Source organism: Lysobacter antibioticus (assembly GCF_000731095.1).
Classification (GTDB): Bacteria; Pseudomonadota; Gammaproteobacteria; order Xanthomonadales; family Xanthomonadaceae; genus Lysobacter; species Lysobacter antibioticus_B.
Window position 1 is genome coordinate 18,172 of the sequence record NZ_JMTZ01000031.1, and the last position, 22,113, is coordinate 40,284.

At 68.3% G+C, this 22,113-nt stretch carries 19 protein-coding genes; 13 read left to right on the plus strand and 6 right to left on the minus strand.

Features of this window, described 5'->3' with window-relative positions; translation table 11 throughout:
- Positions 1-99 precede the first annotated feature (99 nt).
- Entirely contained in the window at positions 100-3,183 is a 3,084-nt protein-coding gene (locus EX88_RS0111285; RefSeq protein ID WP_031372095.1) for a TonB-dependent receptor, read from the plus strand.
- Between the two features lie 80 nt (positions 3,184-3,263).
- Here EX88_RS0111285 and EX88_RS0111290 read toward each other — a convergent pair whose 3' ends face one another.
- A complete protein-coding gene (locus tag EX88_RS0111290; protein ID WP_031372096.1) occupies positions 3,264-4,034 on the minus strand; it encodes a trans-aconitate 2-methyltransferase in 771 nt (256 codons plus the stop codon).
- Positions 4,035-4,338: 304 nt separating this feature from the next.
- On the opposite strand from EX88_RS0111290, the gene EX88_RS23715 reads away from it, so the two are divergent.
- Entirely contained in the window at positions 4,339-4,677 is a 339-nt protein-coding gene (locus EX88_RS23715; protein ID WP_152566224.1) for a hypothetical protein, read from the plus strand.
- Positions 4,678-4,743: 66 nt separating this feature from the next.
- Here the strand turns inward: EX88_RS23715 and arsB are convergent, their stop codons facing one another.
- Together arsB and EX88_RS0111305 are read right to left on the minus strand one after the other, a co-directional pair.
- Positions 4,744-5,769 carry an ACR3 family arsenite efflux transporter gene (arsB, locus tag EX88_RS0111300; RefSeq protein WP_031372097.1) on the minus strand — a complete coding sequence of 342 codons (1,026 nt, stop codon included), beginning with the start codon at positions 5,767-5,769 and terminating at the stop codon, positions 4,744-4,746.
- Positions 5,770-5,813: 44 nt separating this feature from the next.
- On the minus strand, positions 5,814-6,173 hold the full coding sequence (locus tag EX88_RS0111305; RefSeq protein WP_051884995.1) for an ArsR/SmtB family transcription factor: 360 nt from the start codon (positions 6,171-6,173) through the stop codon (positions 5,814-5,816).
- 46 nt (positions 6,174-6,219) lie between these two features.
- Here EX88_RS0111305 and arsH point away from each other — a divergent pair, with 46 nt between their 5' ends.
- The 6 genes from arsH to EX88_RS0111335 all read left to right on the plus strand — a co-directional run bounded on the left by arsH (position 6,220) and on the right by EX88_RS0111335 (position 13,566).
- The gene (arsH, locus tag EX88_RS0111310; protein WP_081930880.1) at positions 6,220-7,086 is read left to right on the plus strand and encodes an arsenical resistance protein ArsH; all 867 of its coding nucleotides are present in this window, start codon (positions 6,220-6,222) and stop codon (positions 7,084-7,086) included.
- A gap of 3 nt (positions 7,087-7,089) precedes the next feature.
- A complete protein-coding gene (gene arsC, locus EX88_RS0111315; RefSeq protein WP_031372100.1) occupies positions 7,090-7,509 on the plus strand; it encodes an arsenate reductase (glutaredoxin) in 420 nt (139 codons plus the stop codon).
- Between the two features lie 56 nt (positions 7,510-7,565).
- Positions 7,566-8,021: an arsenic resistance N-acetyltransferase ArsN2 gene (gene arsN2, locus EX88_RS0111320; protein WP_031372101.1), complete on the plus strand. Its 456-nt coding sequence runs from the start codon at positions 7,566-7,568 to the stop codon at positions 8,019-8,021.
- 86 nt (positions 8,022-8,107) lie between these two features.
- The gene (locus tag EX88_RS0111325; protein ID WP_200875827.1) at positions 8,108-8,830 is read left to right on the plus strand and encodes an ECF-type sigma factor; all 723 of its coding nucleotides are present in this window, start codon (positions 8,108-8,110) and stop codon (positions 8,828-8,830) included.
- Between the two features lie 57 nt (positions 8,831-8,887).
- Positions 8,888-11,431 carry a serine/threonine-protein kinase gene (locus tag EX88_RS0111330; RefSeq protein ID WP_031372103.1) on the plus strand — a complete coding sequence of 848 codons (2,544 nt, stop codon included), beginning with the start codon at positions 8,888-8,890 and terminating at the stop codon, positions 11,429-11,431.
- 350 nt (positions 11,432-11,781) lie between these two features.
- Complete coding sequence (locus EX88_RS0111335) at positions 11,782-13,566, plus strand: hypothetical protein (protein WP_031372104.1); 1,785 nt, start codon at positions 11,782-11,784, stop codon at positions 13,564-13,566.
- A gap of 91 nt (positions 13,567-13,657) precedes the next feature.
- On the opposite strand, the gene EX88_RS0111340 is transcribed toward EX88_RS0111335, so the two are convergent.
- A complete protein-coding gene (locus EX88_RS0111340; RefSeq protein WP_031372105.1) occupies positions 13,658-14,071 on the minus strand; it encodes an MmcQ/YjbR family DNA-binding protein in 414 nt (137 codons plus the stop codon).
- A 73-nt stretch (positions 14,072-14,144) separates the two neighbouring features.
- On the minus strand, positions 14,145-14,972 hold the full coding sequence (locus EX88_RS0111345) for a hypothetical protein (RefSeq protein ID WP_031372106.1): 828 nt from the start codon (positions 14,970-14,972) through the stop codon (positions 14,145-14,147).
- Between the two features lie 331 nt (positions 14,973-15,303).
- Here EX88_RS0111345 and EX88_RS0111350 point away from each other — a divergent pair, with 331 nt between their 5' ends.
- The 4 genes from EX88_RS0111350 to EX88_RS0111365 all read left to right on the plus strand — a co-directional run bounded on the left by EX88_RS0111350 (position 15,304) and on the right by EX88_RS0111365 (position 19,167).
- Entirely contained in the window at positions 15,304-16,359 is a 1,056-nt protein-coding gene (locus EX88_RS0111350; RefSeq protein WP_031372107.1) for a two-component system sensor histidine kinase NtrB, read from the plus strand.
- Positions 16,356-17,759 (plus strand): nitrogen regulation protein NR(I), encoded by a 1,404-nt coding sequence (ntrC, locus tag EX88_RS0111355; protein WP_031372108.1) that lies wholly within the window; start codon positions 16,356-16,358, stop codon positions 17,757-17,759. The genes EX88_RS0111350 and ntrC overlap by 4 nt, the downstream gene beginning before the upstream one ends.
- A 264-nt stretch (positions 17,760-18,023) precedes the next feature.
- Entirely contained in the window at positions 18,024-18,599 is a 576-nt protein-coding gene (locus EX88_RS0111360) for a superoxide dismutase family protein (protein WP_031372109.1), read from the plus strand.
- 85 nt (positions 18,600-18,684) lie between these two features.
- Complete coding sequence (locus EX88_RS0111365) at positions 18,685-19,167, plus strand: GNAT family N-acetyltransferase (RefSeq protein ID WP_031372110.1); 483 nt, start codon at positions 18,685-18,687, stop codon at positions 19,165-19,167.
- 404 nt (positions 19,168-19,571) lie between these two features.
- Here the strand turns inward: EX88_RS0111365 and EX88_RS0111370 are convergent, their stop codons facing one another.
- Entirely contained in the window at positions 19,572-20,489 is a 918-nt protein-coding gene (locus tag EX88_RS0111370; protein WP_051884997.1) for a hypothetical protein, read from the minus strand.
- Positions 20,490-20,603: 114 nt separating this feature from the next.
- Here EX88_RS0111370 and EX88_RS0111375 point away from each other — a divergent pair, with 114 nt between their 5' ends.
- Positions 20,604-21,881, plus strand: coding sequence for an acetyl-CoA C-acetyltransferase (locus EX88_RS0111375; RefSeq protein WP_031372112.1), 1,278 nt, complete (start codon positions 20,604-20,606; stop codon positions 21,879-21,881).
- Positions 21,882-22,113: the final 232 nt, after the last annotated feature.

Here is a 22,113-nt window from a genome sequence, read left to right on the forward strand (position 1 = left end):
CTCCGCGTCGGCAGGCCGCAGCGCGTGCGGGATTTGCCGGCTTCGTTCGTCCTGATATCCCGATGGGCGCTGCAAGGCGCCGATGGGGAGGGGAACCCGATGTCGCGAAGTGCGCGTGTGTGGTGGTTGAGTCTGGCCTGTTCGGCCGCGTTGTCCGCCCAGGCGCAAGTCGCGGCGAAGCGGGAGGCGATCGATATTCCGGCGGGGGAGCTGGTGTCGGCGCTGGATGTGCTGGCGAGGCAGTCGGGGGTGCAGTTCGTCTACCGCGCCGATCGTCTCAAGGGGTTGCGTACTCGGGGGGTGCAGGGCGCGATGTCGGCCGAGGCCGCGCTCGACCGCCTGCTGCTCGGCAGCGGTCATGTGGCGCGGCGCGATGCGTCGGGGGCGATGGTGATCGTCAAGGATCCGACGCCGCCGAAGCCGCGCAAGAAAACCTCGCTGGCGCCGAAGGGGAGCGGCGCCGACATCGTCGAAGCATCGCCGCCGTCGACGACCGAGCTGGAGGGCGTGCAGGTCACCGGCTCGCGCATTCCGCGCAGCCAGATCGAAGGCCCGGCGCCGATCACGGTGATGACCGCGCAGGAGATCAAGGCCAACGGCTTCACCACCGTGCCCGACGTGCTGCGGGCGATGACCCAGAACGGCGGCGAGACCCAGAGCCAACAGTCGGCCAGCGCCGCCGACTTCTCGCCGGGCGCGCAGCAGGTCGACCTGCGCGGGCTCGGTCCGAACCACACCCTGGTGCTGGTCAACGGCCGCCGCATCGCCGACTTTCCGATGCCGTTCAAGGGCCGCAGCAACTTCACCGACATCTCGAATATTCCGCTCGGCATGGTCGACCGGATCGAGATCCTGACCGGCAGCGCCTCGGCGATCTACGGCTCGGATGCGATCTCCGGCGTGGTCAATTTCATCCTCAAAAAGCGCGCCGACGGCACCACCGTCGACTTCCGCCTCGGCGACACGACGCGCGGTGGCGGCGAGTCGTTCAACCTCAGCGTCTCCAGCGGCTACGGCAACGATCGCTTCGACGCGGTCTACGGTTTCGAGCTGCAGGTGCAGAACCCGTTGTGGGCCTACGAGCGCTCGATCCAGGACTCGACCCGGGATGCGCCGACCGCGCGCATGCGCGCCGCGCGACGCGCCTTCCTGCGCACCAACTGGGACGACGAATACCTCGATCCCGGCGCCGCCTGCGGCCCCTTGGCCTCGCTCAACGGCGGCACCACCTACCGCGCCTCGCGTTCCGGCTGGGGGCCGGACGGCGAGGACGGCTACTACTGCGGCAGCGACGAGTCGATCGGCTACGGCACCATGATCAACAAGCGCGAAGGCCTCAATGCCTACGCCTCGTTGAGCTACGCCTTCGGCGACGCCAGCGAATGGTTCGCCGATGTGCAGTTGGGTTATCACGAACTGTCGATGTACCGCGACGTCACCGAATGGAGCTACCAGGCCCCCGACGGCAACGAGGCCGGCTATTTCCACAACCGCGCCACCGACCAGGTCGAGTATTGGCAGCGGCAGTTTTCGCCCGAGGAAATGGGCGGCCTGGACCGCGGCATGATCCGCAACCGGCAGCGTACTTTCAGCTTGGCCACCGGCTTCAAAGGCCGCTTCGGCGAGGCCTGGGACTGGGAAGCCGCGCTGAGCCATTCGCAGTACCAATCGACGATCGGTTGGCCGCAGATCGTCGCGTCCCGGGCCAACGATCTGTTCCTCGGGCCGCAGCTCGGCGTCGACGACGACGGCTTCGCGATCTTCGACGCCGACCCCGAGCGCCTGTACCGGCCGCTGAGCCGGCAGGAGTACGACGCCATCGGCGCGCGTTCGACCTATCGGCCGAAGTCGCGCACCGACGCGCTGTCGCTGACCCTGACCAATACCGAGCTGTTCGCCCTGCCGGCCGGTGCGGTCGGCTTCGCCGGCACGCTCGAACTCGGCAACCAAAGCTACGACCTGCGCCCCGACCCGCTCGCCACCGGCTATCACTACTACAGCTGGCGCGATTCGGACGGCCGCGGCAGCCGCGACCGCTGGGCTGCGGCGGGCGAGTTGCGCCTGCCCTTGCACGAGCGCTTGAACCTCAGCGTCGCCGGCCGCTACGACCAATACCGCTACGGCGGCCACGACATCGACAAGTTCACCTACAGTGCCGGCCTGGAATGGCGGCCGCTCGACTCCCTGCTGCTGCGCGGCTCCTACGGCACCGCGTTCCGCGCGCCGGACCTGCATTACGTGTTCGCCGGCGAAGGCAATCAGGAATCGAGCGGGATCGATTATTACCGTTGCCGCAGCGAAGAGCCCGACAGCGACCTCAACGATTGCTCGTACGCCGACGAAGGCCTGGTCGTCACCCGCAGCGGCAACCGCAAGCTGGAACCGGAAACCAGCACCTCGTGGACCGCCGGCGTGGTCTGGTCGCCGCGTCCGAATCTGGATTTCTCCGTCGACTACTTCGACATCGATCTGCGCGACCAGGTCCAGGACCTGCGTATCGACGACGTGCTGCGCGACGAAGCCGGTTGCCGCCTCGGCACGCGCGCCGACGGCAGCGCGGTCGATTCCGGCTCGCCGACCTGCGCCGATGCTTTGGCACGGATCCGGCGCTCCGGCGAAGGCAAGCTCTACGGCGTCTACGTCAACCCGATCAACATCGCCAGCGAACGCACCAGTGGCGTCGATTTCAGCACCCATTACCGCCTCGACACCGGCCTGGGCACCTTTCGCCTCGGCGCCAGCTACACCTGGGTGCGCGAGCACGAAAGCCAGCAGTACGCCGGCGACCGCGTCGAAGACCAGTTCGCGGTCAACAGCGGTTTCGACATCCCGCGCACCAAGGCCAGCGCCAGCGTGAGCTGGGAAAAGGAGCGCTGGTCGGCGACCGTGCACGGCGAACGCCTGGGCCGATTGCCGAGCGGGGATTCCTACAACGAGGTCTACGAGCCCGGCGGCGATGCCAGCGCCTGGATCGGCGCGACTTATCGCTACAACGCTTCGCTGCGCTACCGCTTCAGCGACCACGCCCAATTGTCGCTGGCGGTGACCAATCTGTTCGACAAGCTGCCGCCGAAGGATGCGACCTACAGCAGCTATCCGTATTACGACGTGTCCTGGTTCGATGCCGTCGGCCGCCAGGTCTTTCTGCAGTACACCCACAAATTTGGCGGCCGAGCTCTATAGGCCAACCCCGCGTCCCGCGGCAAGGATGGCCGCGGGACGATTTTCCATCGGCCGAATTCAGGCGGGCGCCTGCAACGACGTCAGCGCTGCGCGGTGCGCGCGACGACGAAGATGCGGCGGAACTCGAACCAGGTGGTGCCGTCGCTGCGCGGCGGATAGGCGCGGTCGAGCCGCGGCGCGAGCTCGCTGCGGAAGCGTTGCCAATCGGCGCCATTAAGCGCGGCCTGGATCGGTCGCAAGGCCGTGCCGCTGATCCATTCCAGCACTGCATCCGGGCCGGACAAGCGCTGCACGTAGGTGGTTTCCCAGGCATCGACTTCGCAGTCCTGCGTCGCCAGCAATTCGGCGTAGGCGCGCGGCGCATCGACCGCGCCGCCTTCGCGCAGCTCCACCGAGCCCAGCAGCGGCGCCCACGACGCGCTGGCCGCCAGCTCGCGCACCAAAGCGTGCGAGGGCGCATCGAAGTTGCCCGGCACCTGGATCGCCAACCACGCGCCGCCCGGCAGTTGACGCGCCCAACGTCGCAGCAACTCACGATGTTCGGGCACCCATTGCAGCACTGCGTTCGAGACCACCACGTCGGTGTCGGGCCGCGGCACCCAGTCGCGCACGTCGCGCAATTCGGCGGCGACGCCGGCGGCTTGCGCCGCCTGCACCATCTCCGGCGAGTTGTCGCTGGCTTCGAGCGCGGCCCTGGGCCAGCGTGCGGCCAAGGCACGGGTCAGATTGCCCGGGCCGCAGCCCAAGTCGACCACGCGGCGTGGGTGCTCGGCGCGCACGCGTTCGATCAGGTCGAAGAACGGCCGGCCGCGCAGATCGGCGAAGTCGAGGTATTTGTCGGGGTCCCACATGGCGAGCTCCGCGAACCGATGGTCGGTCTGTCTTGCTGGTCTTGCTTGTTCGTTTTGGGTGGTCCGCCTTCGTGCATGCGCGGCGCTGCGATCGGCCTGTGCGGTGGGCAGCTCGGCGTTGCAGTTCACGCTCAGCATTCCATCGCCGGCGTTAACGCGATGTTGAATCGTGTGGGCGATCACAACCCGAGCGTGAGCGACTAAGGCCTTCGGCAAGTCTATGAACGAACGGTCATAAACTTCGCCGCCGCATCGATTATGGTGCCGCGCACAGGGGGCTTCGTCCTGACCGGAGCCTTGCACCATGAGTACGAAACTTTCCGCGGACGCTACGACTCTGCCCTTGAGTTACTGGGCGTTGAACTATCGTCATGCGGCGTTCTATCGCGATGGCACCCGGTTCGAGGATTACGCACCGGCGATCTATCTCGGCATCACCGCGCAGATCGAGAATCCGGGCCTGGTCTTCGACGACGTGGTGCCCGAGCTGGAAGCGCGTTATCAGCAGATCTGTTCCGGATCGACGCTGTCCTGGTCGCAGGCCGCCTGTGCGGCGGAAGCGGCGTGGACGCGTGCGCGGATGATTTCCGGCGCGGCCCGCGCCGCGTTCGAATCCGAGCTCGCCCGGCGTCGCGCCGCCTGAGCCCGGCGATGCGCGCCCGCGGCCGTCGGCCCGGGCGCGCCGATTCTTTATTCGCTGCTTTTTCGCTCAGGCGCGCGCTTCGTACCAGCCCTTGCTGGCGTTGACGATCCGCACCACCGACAACATCACCGGCACTTCCACCAGCACGCCGACCACCGTCGCCAGCGCGGCGCCGGAGTGCACGCCGAACAGGCCGACCGCGGCAGCCACCGCCAGTTCGAAGAAATTGCTTGCGCCGATCAGCGCCGACGGGCCGGCGACGCTGTGCGCCACGCCCAACTTCCGATTGAGCAGATACGACAGGCCCGAAGTGAAATAGACCTGGATCAGGATCGGCACCGCCAGCATCGCGATGATCGCCGGCTGGGCCACGATCTGCCGGCCCTGGAAACCGAACAGCAGCACCAGCATCAGCAACAAGGCGGCCAGCGACAACGGCCCGAGACGATGCAGCAGCTTCTGCAAAGCCGCATCGCCGCCACGGCGCAGCACCGCCTTGCGCAGCAACACTGCGATCGCCACCGGCGCGACGATGTACAGCCCGACCGACAGCAGCAGGGTCGACCACGGCACCACGATCGACGACAGCCCCAGCAGCAGGCCGACGATCGGCGCGAACGCGACCACCATGATCAGATCGTTGAGCGCGACCTGGCTCAGGGTGAACTCCGGGTCGCCGTCGCACAGGTTGCTCCACACGAACACCATCGCCGTGCACGGTGCGGCTGCGAGCAGGATCAGGCCGGCGACGTAGGAATCGAGTTGCTCGACCGGCAGGCGGTCGGCGAAAGCGTGGCGGATGAAGAGCCACGCCAGCAGCGCCATCGAGAACGGTTTGACCGCCCAGTTCACGAACAGAGTCACGCCGATGCCGCGCCATTGCCGCCGCACCTGCGCCATCGCGGCGAAGTCGATCTTCAGCAGCATCGGCACGATCATCAGCCAGATCAGCGCCGCCACCGGCAGGTTGACCTTGGCGACCTCGGCCTCGCCGAGGGTCGCGAACAGGTCCGGCAGGGCGTAGCCGAGCGCGGTGCCGGCGACGATGCAGGCCAGCACCCACCAGGTCAGGTGGCGCTCGAACGCGCCCATGCGCTTGGACAACAGGGTCGGCGCGGCGGCTTGCGCGGCCGCGCTCATTCCTGCGCCTGCTTGGGGCTGGTGCAGCTGTCGGCCTGCGGATCGCAGCTGGCCGGCGCGCACTGCTGCGGCTGGCCGCCGCAGCAGTTGCGGGTCAGGAACTCGATCAGGCCGTTCATGGCGCCGAAGTCGGCCCGGTAGCAGATGTAGCGGCCCTGCGACTCGCCCTGGACCAGGCCGGCGGCGCTGAGTTCCTTGAGGTGGAAGGACAGGGTCGCGCCCGGCAGCGCCAGGGCCTCGGCGATCTCGCCGGCCATGCGCCCGGCCGGGCCGGCCTCGACCAGCAAACGGAAGATCGCCAGGCGGGTGGACTGGCCCAGGGCGGCGAGGGCGGTGGTGGCTTGATTGATTTCCATAATTCCAGAATAGTAGAAACAACAACCGACCTCAAGCCGAGCCGCCATGACCCACCTACCCAACCTCGTCAGTGCCGCCCTGGACCTGCCCGACCTCGGCAAACTCGCGCTCACCGGCGCGACCCACCCGCCGCGGATCCTGATCCTGTACGGCTCGCTGCGCCCGCAATCGTTCAGCCGCAAGGCCGCGCTGGAAGCCGAGCGCATCCTGCGCCACTTCGGCGCCGAGACCAGGGTGTTCGACCCGCACGATCTGCCGATCCTCGACAGCGTGAGCGCCGACCACCCCAAGGTGCGGCAACTGCGCGAGTGGTCGCTGTGGTCCGAGGGCCAGGTCTGGGTCAGCCCGGAGCGCCACGGCAGCCCGACCGCGGTGTTCAAGAACCAGATCGACTGGCTGCCGCTGGAAGAGGGCAGCGTGCGCCCGACCCAGGGCCGCACCCTCGCGGTCATGCAGGTCTGCGGCGGCTCGCAATCGTTCAACGTGGTCAACGCGCTGCGCGTGCTCGGCCGCTGGATGCGCATGATCACCATCCCGAACCAATCCTCGGTGCCGAAGGCCTGGCAGGAGTTCGACGAACAGGGGCGGATGAAACCCTCGCCGTATTACGATCGCATCGTCGACGTGATGGAAGAGCTGTTCAAGTTCACCCTGCTGGTGCGGGATCGCAGCGACTACCTCAGCAGCCGCTACAGCGAACGCAAGGGCGATCTCGCCGCGCAAACGCTGGCGGTGGCTTCCGGCGCGGTAGCGCTGCCTGGGAGCGCCGCTGCGGACGGCGCCGCGAACGATGCCGCGACTGAGGCTGCGAACGAGGCCGAAGCCGATACGAACACCGCAATCCACCCCAGCGCCGCTGCGCGCACGCCGTCGGCGTGCTGCGGCAGTGCCTGCGCCTCCAACGAGAGCTGAGCCATGGACATCACCATCTACCACAACCCCGCCTGCGGCACCTCGCGCAATACCCTGGCCTTGATCCGCCACGCCGGGATCGAGCCGACCGTGATCGAGTACCTGCAGGACCCGCCGTCGCGAGCGGCCCTGGTCGAACTGATCGCCGCGGCCGGCCTCAGCGTCCGCGAGGCCATGCGCCAGAACGTCGCGCCCTATGTCGAGCGCGGCCTCGACGATACGACGCTGTCGGACGATGCCCTGATCGAAGCGATGCTGCGCGATCCGATCCTGATCAATCGTCCGTTCGTGGTCAGCCCGCTCGGCGTGCGCCTGTGCCGTCCGTCCGAACTCGTGCTCGACCTGCTGCCGCCGATTACCCGGCCTTTCAGCAAGGAAGACGGCGAAGTCGTAATCGATGCCGATGGGCGCCGGGTGTCGTAGCCTCGCAGGCTGATCGGTCAAGATATGTTCGAACCTCCGCCCACCCGGAAACCACGATGACGCCCGCCATACGCCCGCTCGCCGCCGACGAAACCGCCGCCGTGCGCACCTTGTTGCTCGACAGCGGCCTGCCGGTCGACGATCTGGCCAGCGCAGCGATCGAGTTCCGCGTCGCGGTCGACGAAGACCAGGCGATGCTCGGCGTGGTCGGTATCGAGGTCTTTGACGAGGCCGGCCTGCTGCGCTCCCTCGCGGTCGAGCCGCGGGCCCGCCATCGCGGCATCGGCCACGCCCTGGCTTCGTCGCTGGAAGCCGATGCGCGCGCGCGCGGCTTGCGACAGCTGGTGCTGCTGACCCAGACCGCCGAAGCCTTCTTCGCCCGCCGCGGCTACACCGTCATCGACCGGGCCGCCGCCCCGGCCGGCCTCCAGCGCAGCGCGGAATTCCGCTCGCTGTGCCCGGCCTCGGCGGTGTGCATGCGTTTGCTGCTGGAGCCGGCGCGGGTTGGTTGACGCCATGCGTCGGTACCGCGCTGCAGGCAGGACGGTATATGCCCTCGCACCGGCGTCCGCATCCTGCCGCGGACCGCGTTAATCGAATGGGGCAGAACTGGAGACGGATCTCGGATATGGCGGGTTTGGAGCTATTGGAATCGCCGCGGGCTGCGGCGGTGAGCGGGCCTTTGGCAGAAACGTCGGTGTTGCAGCAGCCATCGGCCGATGACGGATCGGCGCTTGGCGGACCGGCGCTCGGATCGGAAGCGGCCGGTGCCGAAGTAACGGCGCTATTGCAGCGTTGGGGGGCGGGCGATGCCACGGCGCTCGATGCTTTGCTGCCCTTGGTCTATGCCGATCTGCGCGGGATCGCGCGACGCGAGCTGTATGGCCATCGCGGTCACGACACGTTGCAGCCGACGGCGTTGGTCAACGATGTGTTCGTGCGCCTACTCGGCAGCGATCGACCGCAGTGCCTGGGCAGCCGCGCGCACCTGTTCAATACCGCGGCGCGGATCATGCGGCAGTTGTTGGTCGACCGCGCCAGGCGCGCAGCGTGCGACAAGCACGGTGGCGCCTGGAAGCGCGACGATTTCGCCTGTGCGCTCGATCTGCCGATCCCGGAGTGCACTGTGCTGCCGGAGCTCGACGCGGCCTTGGACGAGTTGGCCAGGCTCGATGAGCGCATGGCCAAGGTCGTCGAACTGCGCTATTTCACCGGGCTCAGCGTGGCCGAAGTCGCGCGTTTGCTCGAGGTCGAGGAGCGCACGGTCTATCGCGACTGGGCCGCGGCCCGCGCCTGGCTGCGCGACCGTCTGTCCGAGTGATGGCAGGTTGAGGCGGCGCTTCGCGTTGTCTTCTGCGACCCAAGCCAGAGCTTCCGCATGACCTACAACGAATCGTCGTTCGAACGCCGCGCCCTGCAGTTGTTCCGTGGAGTGCTCGACGCTTCTCCCGCGGAACGCGAGCGCTTGCTCGGGCAGGCCTGTGCAGGCGACGAGGCGCTGCAGGCGCGGGTGCGGGCGCTGCTGGCGCAGGTCGAGGAGTCGCAGACCGGTTTCGATCCGGGTGCGGCATCGCCGCAAGGCGACGCGACGGGATTGCAGATCGGGGCCTACCGATTGCTCGAGCGGATCGGCCGTGGCGGCATGGGCGAGGTGTTCCGCGCCGCGCGCTGCGACGGCGCGTACGAGCGCGAGGTCGCGCTGAAACGCATCTGGAGCGGTTTTGCGCCGCTGGGGGCGGCGCCGTCGACCGAACGTTTCCTACGCGAACGGCAGGCGCTGGCACGGCTGCAGCACACGGGCATCGCCCAGTTGTACGACGGTGGCGTCACCGAGGCCGGTCAGCCGTGGTTCGCGATGGAGCTCGTTCGCGGCGAACCGATCACCCGCTGGTGCGCGGCGCGCGCGGCGACGATCGAGCATCGGGTCGAACTCATGCAGCAGGTTTGCGCGGCGGTCGACTTCGCCCACCGCGCCTTGATCGTGCATCGCGACCTCAAGCCGGCGAACGTGCTGGTCGACGAGGCCGGCCAGGCCAAGCTGCTCGACTTCGGTATCGCCAAATGGCTCGACGAGGCCGATCCCAACCAGGACCCAGCCCAGACCCAGACCCTGGCGATGACGCCGGCCTGGGCCGCGCCGGAGCAGCGCGAGGGCCGCGCGGTCACCACCGCGACCGATGTCTATCAACTGGGCATGCTGCTGCGGGTGTTGCTGTCCGACGATCTGCCGGCGCTCGGGCAGGCGCCGACGCGGCTCGCGGCTGCCTACGAGGCGCTGTGCAGGCGGGATGCCACGGCGGCGCAGCGGATCGCGCACGAGCGGGCGACCACGCCGGAACGGTTGCTGGCGCGCTTGCGCGGCGATCTCGACTGCATCGTGGCCCAAGCGACCGCGCAGGCGCCGCCGCAGCGCTATCGCAGCGCCGCGGCCCTGGCCGACGACCTGCACCGCTGGTTGGAGAAGCGCCCGGTGCACGCGCGCGGCGACGACCGTGCCTATCGGTGGCGGCGCGCGGCGCAGCGGCACTGGCCGGCCTTGACCACTGCGGCGGCGGCGCTGGTCCTGGCCAGCGGCATGGCCTTCTATCACTTCGCCCGGCTCGGCGACGAACTGCAACGTACCCGCGTCGCTCGCGACGAGGCCACCGCGGCGCAGGCCAAGGCCGAGGCGCAGCGCGGCCAGGCCGAAGCGACCGCCGAGTACTTCGTGGATCTGTTCAAACAGGCGCGGCCACGCGAGACCACCAGCGGCGAAGTCTCGGCGCGGGCCCTGATGGCGGCCAGCCTCGACGAGTTGCTGGCCGATCGTAAGCGCGACCCGCTGGTGCGTGCCTCGTTGTTGGCCGCGAATGCGCGCGCATCGGCTTATCTGGGCCGCGACCGGGATGCCGACCGGGCCGCGGCGGCGGCCATCGCGTTGTGGCAGGCGCATCCGCAGGCGGATCGGGAAACCCTGGCCAAGACCCGGTTGCTCAGGGCCGGGTATCTGCACCATCTGCAACGGCCGGAAGAAGCGCAGCGCGAATTGGATCAAGCCATTGCGCTGGCCGCGCGCATCGCGCCGCGCGATCCCGACCTGCGGACCAGCCTGCAACTGTGGCGCGCCAACCTGGCCGGCGAGCGCGAAGACGCCGCGACGATACGCGACGCCTACGAGCAGGTGCTGCGCTTGACCGAGCATTCGCTGCAGCGCAGTTTGGCCTGTCGTTCGCACTACGCCGGGCTAGGCAACCTGGCCATGCTCGATATCGACGAGGGTCGTCCGGCCGATGCCGAACGGCGTCTGCGCCGCGCGCTGGCCATGATCGGCCCCTGCGGCATCCGCGACCAGGCCGACGGTCTCATACTGCGCCGCGTCCTTGCCGTCGCCTTGATCGATCAGGCGCGGTTGGGCGAAGCGCGAACCCTGATGGCTACCGCGCTCGAAGAGTCGCGTGCGCATTTCGGCGCGACCGATTCGTTCCTCGCCCACGCCTTGTTCGTGCAGGCCTTGCTCGAAGTAATCGAGCGGCGGCCGGCGGCGGCGCAGAAGCTGCTGGCCGAGGTCGCGCGTATCGACGATGCGATGCTGCCGCCTGCCAGCCCGATGCGCTATTCCCGCACCGGGCTGGGGGCGCTCTCGCTGATTGCACAGGCCGATCATGTCGCCGCCGACAAAAGCGCAATGGATGCCGCGCTGCGCGGTGCGGTGAAGGCGCTGCGACCGATCGTCCACGCCGACGGTAGCGCGTTGCGCTCGGGTTCGCTCAACGAGCGCGCCAGCGGGCGTTTCCACGCTCTGGCACTGGCCTATGCGCAATGCCGGCTCGATGCGTCGAGCGGCAACCGCGAGGCCTTCGTAGTGGCGCGTGCCGCCGCCGGCACCATGCGCCCATGGCGTACCCGCATCAGCCGCGACTGGGGCCAGCGCTGCGGCGTGTGAGGGCGAGGCGCCCGGGTGCACCGGACGCTCGATTCGGCATCGTCGTCCGGATGCCCCGCTGACCCCGCTGCAAGCGTACGCCTGCCGGGTCTATCCCTTGCGCCATTCCCACCCGGCGCAGGTGCGGCCGGACCGCGCCCGGTGGAAGTGCGGCGGGCGAGACCGCGCCGTCCCGATGCGGCGGTGGGTCGGGCGACAACCGCCATGTCAGGTTCCGCAGCCTCCTCTCGTACCCCTGTATGCCACCCACGTGGCATCCCTCGCTCAGGTATCGGGTCGTAACGGACTGCGACGACGCAACGGCAACGCATTCGCATCGAACACCGCTGCCTTCCATCAGGAGTTTCACCATGCAACTCATCTTCCATCGCAAACCGGGGCGGCGCCTGCCGCTGCTGTCGACCGCGATCGGCGCGCTGTCGCTCGCTTTCGCCGCGACCGCAATACCTGCTACGGCAGCGACCGCAGCCGGCCCGGCGTCGGTCGTGCAAGGCCGCACCAACACGCTTGCCTCGTTCAGCCCGACCGTCTATTCCGACGGCCTGCAGCGCCAGTACCTGGTCAAGAACGGCCGCGTCTACAAGCGCACCGAACCCAACTGGAACACCTGGGAGAACATCACCGCGGCCTTCAATACCGTTCGGCAGGGCATCGGCGAGATCACCGCGTTCGACGTCGAGCTGTACCGCGACGGCCTGCACCGGCAGTTCCTGACCCGCGGCGGCCATGTCTACCGGCGCATCCAGACCGGCGTCGACCAGTGGGGCGCCTGGGAAAACATCGACGCGGCGTTCCCGGGCACGGGCAGCGCGCCGATCAGCTCGTTCTCGGTGGCGGTGTACGCCGATGGCCTGCAGCGTCAGTTCGTGGTGCGCGGCGGTCAGGTGTTCCGCCGCACCCAGACCGCGAGCGGCGGCTGGCCGGCGTGGGAAGAGATCACCTCGGTGTTCTCGGGTGTCGGCGGTTCCGAGTCGACCATCACCGCCTTCCACGTTGCGCTCTACAGCGACGGCAAGCTGCGCCAGTTCCTGACCCGCGGCGACCTGGTCTACCGGCGCACCGAGCCGAACTGGAACACTTGGGAAGACGTTTCCTCGCTCTTCGATGGCGTCGGCCGCTCCAGCGACCCGCGCGTCGACGAGCCGATCCATAAGCGGGTCATGGTGATCGAATTCAATCCGACCATCCGGAGCATGAACCATCAGCGCCTGAGCCAGGCGAAAGGCTGGTACGACCCGCGGGTGCTGGAGCAGCAGTACATCCAGTTCCTCGAACAGGCCAGCAGCCAAGTGGTGCAGTACTCCATCGCCGAGCACGTATTCGTCGATGCGTTCACGCCGCGCACGCAGAACCCGATCTATGACGAAGCTACCTATCTGGGGTGTCTGGCCGACGAGCCCGACACCTGCCCGCTGGAGAACGACTTCGACTACGTCAGCGTGCTGCGCCAGTACGGCGTGTGCGAGAAGGCCAATGCCGGCGAGATCGACGAGCTGTGGCTGTGGGGCGGGCCGTACTTCGGCTACTTCGAAGCCAATATGGCCGGCCCCGGTGCGTTCCCGACCAACGGCGATCCGATTCCCGTCGAACTCACCACTTGCCAGGTCAAGCTCAACATCATGGGCTTCAACTACGAGCGCGAGCCGGAGCGGATGCTGGAAGACATGGGGCATCGCGTCGAAGGCACCATGAGGCATCGCTTCGGCCGTTGGGCGAACAGTCCGCCGGCGCCGCCGCCGGCGATGTTCCCGCCCGATGCCAACCTGCTCGAACGCTTCACCGCACGCGGCTTCGATGCCACCACCGCGGCTTGCGGCAACATCCACGGCAGCCTCAACACTCCGCAATACGATCCGGGCAACCGTTGGGGTTACGACTTCACCAACGGCCATTACGAGTACAACACCTGCGACGACTGGGAGAACTATCCGAACCTGAGCCCCGGTGCGACCACGCTCAACAACTGCACCAAGTGGGGAGGCCCGCGTTGCACCTTCCCGGACGGCTACCGCGCGGCCGACCGAGGCTGGCATCTGTACTGGCTCGGCAAGGTGCCGAATTTCGTCGGCCGGCACCTCAACGTGCAGAACAACTGGTGGTGGTACGTGATGGACTGGGACGTGGTGGCGCCATAAGCGCGACACCTGGGTGCGACATCGAAGCGACGGGCGGGGCGAGAGCCTCGCCCGTTCTTCGTTACGGCAGTCGCCATCGCTTGCGCAAGCTTCAATCCGTCGATCGGTCGACCAGCGCCGCCAGCTTCTTCGGCGCCAGCACGCAATAACTTTCGGTCAGCAGGTCGGCGACTTCGTCCCAATCGGTGGCGCCGTCGAGGATCATGCCGACGATGTTGGGAAACCATACCGGCCGGAAGAACGGCGCACGTTTGAAGCGCGGCGCATCGGCGCGCGGCAACGGCAAACGGAAGGTCAGCAGCGTCGCCGGCCCTTGCGTGCCCGCGGCCTGCACATAGGCCGGCGGCCAAGCTGCGGCGATCGTCAGCACGTGGGCGAAGTTCTTCTTGCCGATCATCCAGCGTGTGCCGACCCAGGCCCGCTCTTCATGGGCCTCGGGCAGGCCGAGGCAGATCGAAGAGAGTCGGGCGACGATCTCGGCAGAGACATTGGGGTGGTCGGCCATGGCTCGGTCCAGCGCGGCGGAGGCGCATCGGAGTGTGCCAGTTCCGCCGCAAAGCCGGCCACCTACCGCGCCTTCAGCCGTAAACGATCGCCACGACCCCGTTCGGGTTGGAGATCTGGTCCACCATCACCCCGGTGACCTTGCCCTCATAGAACACCTCGCGCAGCGGCGCGTGATTGCGGTCGTCGATACCGGGCGCGATGCCCCGGTCCTGGGCGTAGTACTGGCAGTACATGGGCGGCGGATCGTCGTTCTTGCGCTGCGTGGTCACCGCGATGTAGAAGCCTTCCAGCGATTGATAGCCCACGCCGCCGAACACGGTGAAACCGACGCAGTCGTAGTTCTTCTTGTCGACCGGGTTCATGATCGACTTGGCCGCCGGGATCGTCGCCGACAGCGGCAGCATGTTGGGCAGGCCGTTCGGGCCGAAGCGGAACTCGATGTTCTCCAGGTCGGTGGCTGCGGTGTTGAACAGCACGCCTTGCAGATGCAGCTTGATGTCGAAAATTTCGATCAGGTCCAGTACCAGGGTGTACAGGCTGATGCCGATGCCGATTTCGGTCGACGCCGCGCCGGCGATGCCTTCGATCATGTCGGTGGCGAATTTGTTGATCGGGTCGTCGGGGTCGTTGGGGTTGCCGGGGACCTCGGGCAGAGTGAATTCCCGGGTCGAGATGATGCCGGTCGCGTCCTGGTAAGCCCGCAGCAGAGCCATCATGTCCGCGTGCGGCCGCAGCCCCTCCTTGAACGCCTCGTGCGCTGCGGTCATGTTGGCGAGGAAGGTCGTCACCGCGCCGGGTGCGGTGTGCGGATTCTTCAAGCCTTCGCTGAGCGCCTTGAAGGCCGCGCTGTCCTTTCGGACCCAGGTGACGTGCGAGTACTGGCAATCCGGATAGCTCATGGTCGTGTCCTTCTGGGTGATGGCAGGGCGAGGCAAAGCGCTCGACGCGTTGCGCGCGAGCGCGGCGGCTGACGGAGTCGGATCTGAACCTTGTCGCCGCGCGTATCAGCGGTGTCCTCGCGCGGTAGCTCGGCCTTCGTCGCCCCGGATAAACGCTCCCCAACGTTTCCAACAGGCAGGCAGCACGGCTTCGTGCGGGTTAACGGGGCGGGCCGGAGCAAGCGGCCAATCGGGCCATGCCCCGAACGCGGCTGCACCGGAATGGGCCTGCCTCGCTACGCTTATCGGGGCTCTTGCCGACGGCGCCGCTGCTTTGCACTAGTATGGTGCAATGCCCTCTGATCCCCTGCCCGCGCCGGACCTCAGCCTCGACAGCCTGACCACGCCGATGGCCTGGAGCGACGCGGCCGGGGCGATCGTCGGCTGCAATACCGCGTTCTCGCGCTGGTTCGGGATCGGGGCGCGGCGCCTGCTGGGCTGGACCCTGGCCGGGCTGGATGCCGGCGACGGCCGTTTGGCCCTGGCCCTGACCCGTCAGGGCGGCGACGAGGCGCCGCTGCGGATGCGGCGCATGCGCCTGCGTTATGCCGACGGCGAGGATCGCTTCGCCGACCTGTGGCTGAGCCGTCGCGACGACGGCGGCTGGCTGCTCGAGGCGCACCCGGTCGATGAGTTTCCGGGCGACGACCCGGCGCTGCTGCTGCCGTCGGCGCTGTCGGCCTCGTTGAAGGGGCTGGCGCACGAACTGCGCAATCCTCTGGCCGGGCTCAAAGGCGCTTCGCAATTGCTGGCGCGCCGGGCCGAAGACAGCGAATCGCGCGAGTTGATCGAGCTGATCGACAGCGAAGTCGAACGCCTGACCGAACTGGTCGACCGCTTGCTGACCCCGGCGCCGCCGCGGCCGCATGCCTTGCTCAACATCCATGCCGTGCTCGAACGCGTGCTGCGCCTGGCCGAAGCCGATGCCGGCTGGGCGGTGCGGTTGGTGCGCGACTACGACCCCAGCCTGCCCGAGTTCGCCGGCGATGCCGACCGCCTGATGCAGGCGGTGTGGAACCTGGTGCGCAACGCGATCGAGGCCAAGGCGACCCACGTCAATCTGCGCACCCGCATCGAACGCGGGGTGCGCATCGCCGACACCGTGCATCCGATCGCGCTGCGCCTGGAAATCATCGACGACGGCCACGGCGTGCCCGACGAACTGGCCGAGCAGTTGTTCCTGCCGCTGGTGTCGGGCCGCGCCGAAGGCAGCGGCCTGGGCCTGGCGCTGGCCCAGCAGGTCTCGCGCGAGCACCGCGGTTCGCTGGCCTACCGTTCGCGCCCGGGCCATACCGTATTCACGCTGTTGTTGCCGATGCAGATCGAAGCCGAAGAGGAGGCGACATGAGCGCTGCACGCATCTGGGTCGTCGACGACGATCGTTCGGTCCGCTTCGTCCTGTCGACGGCCTTGCGCCAGGCCGGCTACGACGTGGACGGGTTCGAGAACGCCGGCGATGCGCTCGATGCATTGGAACAACGCGGCGTGCCCGATCTGTTGTTCACCGATGTGCGCATGCCCGGCGACGGCGGCCTGGTGTTGCTGGAGAAGCTCAAGGCGCGCGCGCCGTCGTTGCCGGTGGTGGTAATGAGCGCCTACACCGATGTCGCCAGCACCGCCGGTGCGTTTCGCGGCGGCGCCCAGGAATTCCTGTCCAAGCCCTTCGACCTCGACGATGCGGTGGCCCTGGCCGCGCGCACGCTGGCGGCGAGCGAGCCGCAGGAGCAGGCCAGCGTGGTCGCCGACGGCGCTGCCGACGACAGCCTGATCGGCGACACGCCGGCGATGCTGACCTTGTTCCGCGCGATCGGCCGCCTGGCCCAGGCACCGTTGTCGGTGCTGATCACCGGCGAGACCGGCACCGGCAAGGAATTGGTCGCGCGCGCGCTGCACCGCGAGTCGCCGCGTGCGGCGCGGCCGTTCGTCGCGCTCAACACCGCGGCGATCCCGGCCGAGTTGCTCGAAAGCGAGTTGTTCGGCCACGAGGCCGGCGCTTTCACCGGTGCGCAGCGCCGCCATGTCGGACGCTTCGAGCAGGCCCATGGCGGCAGTCTGTTTCTCGACGAAATCGGCGATATGCCCTTGCCCTTGCAGACGCGCTTGCTGCGCGTGCTGGCCGAGGGCGAATTCTTCCGTGTCGGCGGGCGCGAGCTGATCCGCGTCGACGTGCGGGTGATCGCAGCGACGCATCAGGACTTGGAGACCTTGGTCGCACAGGGGCGCTTCCGTGCTGACCTGTTGCACCGCCTCGACGTGGTGCGGCTGCGCTTGCCGCCCTTGCGCGAGCGTCGCGCCGACGTGCCGCAACTGGCCGAGCGCTTCCTGGCGTCGGCGGCGGTACGTTTCGCCGCGCCGGCCAAGCGGCTGTCCAAGCCGGCGTTGGAGCGCTTGATGGCGCACGACTGGCCCGGCAATGTGCGCGAGCTCGAGAACGTGTGCTGGCGCTTGGCGGCCTTGGCGCCCGGCGAGACCATCACCCGGCAGGACATGGACGACGTGCTCGGTGCGTCGACGCAGACGGCCGCCAGCGCTACCGAATGGGAGGCGCAGTTGTCGAGTTGGGCGCGCGCGCAACTCGCCGAAGGCCGCGCCAACCTGCACGCCGATGCGCGCGAGCGTTTCGACCGCGCCTTGCTGGAAGCCGCGCTCGAACACACCGGCGGGCGGCGCACCGAAGCGGCGACGCGGCTCGGCCTGGGGCGCAATACCTTGACGCGCAAACTGGGGCCCGGGCGTCGCGGCGGTTGAGTGACCGGGTTTTCGCTTCCGTTCCAGACGGTGTCGGGCCTGCAAGGCGGCGATGCGTCGCGCTTGCGTGCGCACGAACATGCCGTGGTTGGCGGAATGCGATCGCGGGCCGCGCCCGCGCGATATTCATGCCCATAATCGCTCATGCCCCCTGCGATGCCGGCGGTGCGGCGGCGCGTTTCACTCGCGCTGAACCTGCACCGGGCTAGCGTCGAATCACCTTCTACCGTGCGCCGTCGCCGGCGCCGACGACAGGAGTCCCGCATGAACCCGATCCTTCGCAGCGTATCCATCGCCACCGCCGTGCTCGCGCTCGCCGCCTGCGGCGGACAGACGACGCGGCCGACGCCGCCCAAGCCCGTGGGCCCCAAGCCGGTGTCCACGGCGCAGGCCGGGCAGGTCATCCTCGCTTCGGCCTCGGGCAGCCTGGTCAGCGGCAAGCTGGCGTTGCGGCCGATGGGCGACGGCGTGCATTTCACCGGCGAGATCGGCGGCCTCACGCCGAACAGCTCGCATGCGATCCACGTCCACGAGAAAGGCGACTGCAGCGCGGCCGATGCCAGCAGCGCCGGCGGCCACTTCAATCCGGTCGGCCAGCCGCACGGGCAGGTCGATCACGGTCCCCACCATGCCGGCGACATGAACAACATCGTCGCCGATGCCGAAGGCGTGGCCAAGGTCGACGTGCATGCCAGCGGCGTGACCCTCGGCGGCGGCGCCATGAACGATGTCGGCGGCCGCGCGGTCATCGTGCACGCCTCGGCCGACGACTACCGCAGCCAGCCGGCCGGCAATGCCGGCGCGCGCCTGGCCTGCGGCGTAATCAAGATCCTGCGCTGACCCCAGCGCCGCGAAGGCGAAGCATGGCGCCCCAGGTGGGCGCCGTCGCTTTATCCTGTGCGCTCTGCCCTTGCGAAGCTCCGTCATGACCCGCCTGCGTATCCGCGATGCCGTTCCGACCGACCGCGACCTCATCGCCGAGTGGATGATCGCGATGGCCTGGGAGACCGAGCACAAGCGCCTCGATCCGGATACCGTGCACGCCGGGGTCGCCAACGGCCTGGCCGACGCGGCCAAGGCGCGCTACTTCATTGCCATGCGCGAAGCCGATGTCGGCGGCCACGAAACCATCGCGGTGCCGGCCGGCACCCTGATGCTGACCCACGAGTGGAGCGACTGGCGCAACGGCGACTGGTGGTGGATCCAGAGCGTCTACGTGGCCCAGGAGCATCGCCGCCAGGGCGTCTATAACGCTTTGCACAGCCACGTCGCCGCGCTCGCCCAGGCGACCCCGGGCGTGGTCGGCCTGCGCCTGTATGTCGAACGCGCCAATGCCAATGCCCAGCAGACCTATGCGGCGATGGGCATGGTCGATGCGGGCTACGACATCTACGAACAGCACACCTGATGCGGTGTTGAGCGTGGGGCCTGTTTGCCTGCGTTCGTGCAGCAAGAGCAAATCCCCCACGTCCGCTGCGCGGCCGTTCGCCCCCTTCGCAAAGGGGGCAACAGCGAAAGCTGCGTCGGTAACGGCAGGTCTGTCCTGGTGGCGGTGTGGTAGTCATCGCCCTCCCCAGCGCCGATGGCGATGCCGTCGAACCGCCCCGCGCTGCTTTGCGCGACCACCGATTCGCTCCCCCCTTTGAAGAAGGGGGGCAGGGGGGATTTGCTCTTCGTGCGGCGGTGAGGCGCTGCATCCGTGCCGCGGTCTTCTCGCGGCCGCACTTGGAGCAAGAGCAGTCCCCCACGTCCGCTGCGCGGCCGTTCGCCCCCTTTTCAAAGGGGGCAACAACGGATGCGGCTATCCGTGGTTCAAAGCTGGTTGGCTTCGCTCTCGCCGTCGCAATGCACGAACGTCACCGGCACCGCGTGGGCGCCCAGTACGGCCGAGATCTGCCGCAGCCGCGCTTCGAAATGCTGATAGCGGCGATTGAGCTTGTCGCGGCATTCGTCGGTGTTGCACGGCGCTTCGGGCGCATAGCGCGCATGCCAGGCGGTCGGCGAGAACAGGGCGATGCGCGCCTCGCCTTCGCTGTAGTGGATCAGCGGTTCCGGACGGGCGTCCAGCCATTCCTCGCCGTCGGGCTGGAGTAGGGCGGTTTCGAGCAGCGGCCACAGCGGGCCGAGGCCGGCGTGTTCGTACTGCATGGCCATCATCGCGGCCAGGTCGTGCACGGTCAGGTAGCGGGCGTGCTCGACCTGCAGGCCGAACGCGGCCTGCGCCGCCAGCGCGGTGCCGGCGCCGGCCATGCCGCGCTCGAGCAGGCTGGATTCGAGGATCTCGCCGACGCGGGCGACGACGTCGGCCTCGCCGCTGAGGACGAACGGCACCAGCCGCAGCGGACCGCCGGCGAAGTCGGGCGAGGGCGCCAGGGCGCCGGGCAGGCGTTCGTCGTGGGCGCCGAAGGCGATCACCCGCGCGGCCGAGGCAGCGGCGCGGTCGCGTGGCGCGTTGGCGGCCAGTTGGTCGAGTTCGCGGTGCAAGGGCCAGCCCGGGCGCAGCAGTTCGACCGGGTCGTAGTGCGCGCCGACAGTGATCAGGTCCAGGCCGCCGGCTTCGGCGGCGAACGTAGCCAGGTCGCGCGCGATCTTCTCCGACAGCGCCCCGGCATCCTGGAGCGGCAGGGCATTGCGGTCGACCGCGGCGTCGCCCTTGAGCTCCAGCGCGAGAGCGCCGAGGACGTGCAGGGGCGCGGACGGAGCGCTGGCGGGAGAGCTGGCTGAGGTCATGATCACCGAGGATACGCTGGCGTTTGGTAGAGCGCGTGTGCAGCGCTACACTGGGCGCCATTATGCCCGCTCCGCTGCGGCGGGTCGGTTCGAAACTCCCTGTGAGGTGTACCGATGCGTCAAAACCGTCCCGTCGCCGTGCTCGGTGGCGTGCGTATTCCGTTCTGCCGCCAGAACACCGCCTATGCGGATGTCGGCAACCTCGGCATGTCGGTGCGCACCCTCGGCGCGTTGGTCGAAAAGTTCGGCTTGCACGGGCAGCAGCTCGGCGAAGTGGCGATGGGCGCGGTCATCAAGCACAGCAGCGACTGGAACCTCGGTCGCGAGGCGGCGCTGTCGTCGGGGCTGTCGCCGCTGACCCCCGGCATCACCCTGCAGCGCGCCTGCGGCACCTCGCTGGACTCGATCATCACCGTCGCCAACAAGATCGCCCTGGGGCAGATCGACGTCGGCATCGGCGGCGGTTCCGACACCACCTCGGACGTGCCGATCGTCTATGGCAAGAGCCTGCGCCGGCGTCTGCTGGAAGCCGCGCGCGCGCGCAGCACCAAGGAAAAGCTGGCCGCGTTCAAGGGCTTCAGCCTGCGCGAGCTCAAGCCCGAGTTCCCCGGCGTGGCCGAGCCGCGCACCGGCAAGAGCATGGGCGAGCACTGCGAGGACATGGCCAAGCAGTGGAACATCTCGCGCGATTCGCAGGACGAGTGGGCGTTGTCCTCGCACCAGAAGCTCGCCGCCGCCTACGAGCGCGGCTTCTTCGAAGACCTGGTGGTGAGCTTCCGCGGCGTGTCGCGCGACAATAACCTGCGCGCCGACAGCAGCCTGGAAAAGCTCGCGACCCTGAAGCCGGCGTTCGACAAGACCTCCGGCCGCGGCACTCTGACCGCAGCGAATTCCACGCCGCTGACCGATGGTGCGGCGGCCTGTCTGCTGGCGTCGGAAGAGTGGGCGCAGGCGCATAACCACGAAGTGCTGTGCTACCTGCGCGACGCGCAGGTCGCCGCGGTCGATTTCGTTCACGGCGAGGGCCTGCTGATGGCCCCGACCGTGGCCGTGCCGGAGATGCTCAAGCGCAACGGCCTGAACCTGCAGGATTTCGACTTCTACGAGATCCACGAAGCCTTCGCCGCCCAGGTGCTGTGCACCCTGCGCGCCTGGGAGAGCGAGGACTACTGCAAGACCCGCCTCGGCCTGGACGCGCCGCTGGGCCGGATCGACCCGGCCAAGATTAACCCCAACGGTTCCTCGCTGGCGGCGGGTCACCCGTTCGCCGCGACCGGTGCGCGCGTGGTCGCCACGGCCGCCAAGGAGCTCAAACAGCGCGGCGGCGGCCGCTGCCTGATTTCGATCTGCACCGCCGGTGGGATGGGCGTGGTGGCGATTCTGGAGCGTTGATGGGGTGGGGCTGCTGCCTGCGGCCCCTCGCCCTAATCCTTCCCGACTTTGCATGTCCTTCTGTCGTCGGCAGAGGGGCTGTGATTTTCTTTGCCGCTCTGCCGCTCTGCCGCTCTGCCGCTCTGCCGCTCTGCCGCTTTTTGCTTTGTCGCTTTGCCGGTCAACCGTAGACCCGAAGGGCGGCCCGCATGGATGCGGGCCGTTTTTCATCGGGACAAGGATGTCCCGTATG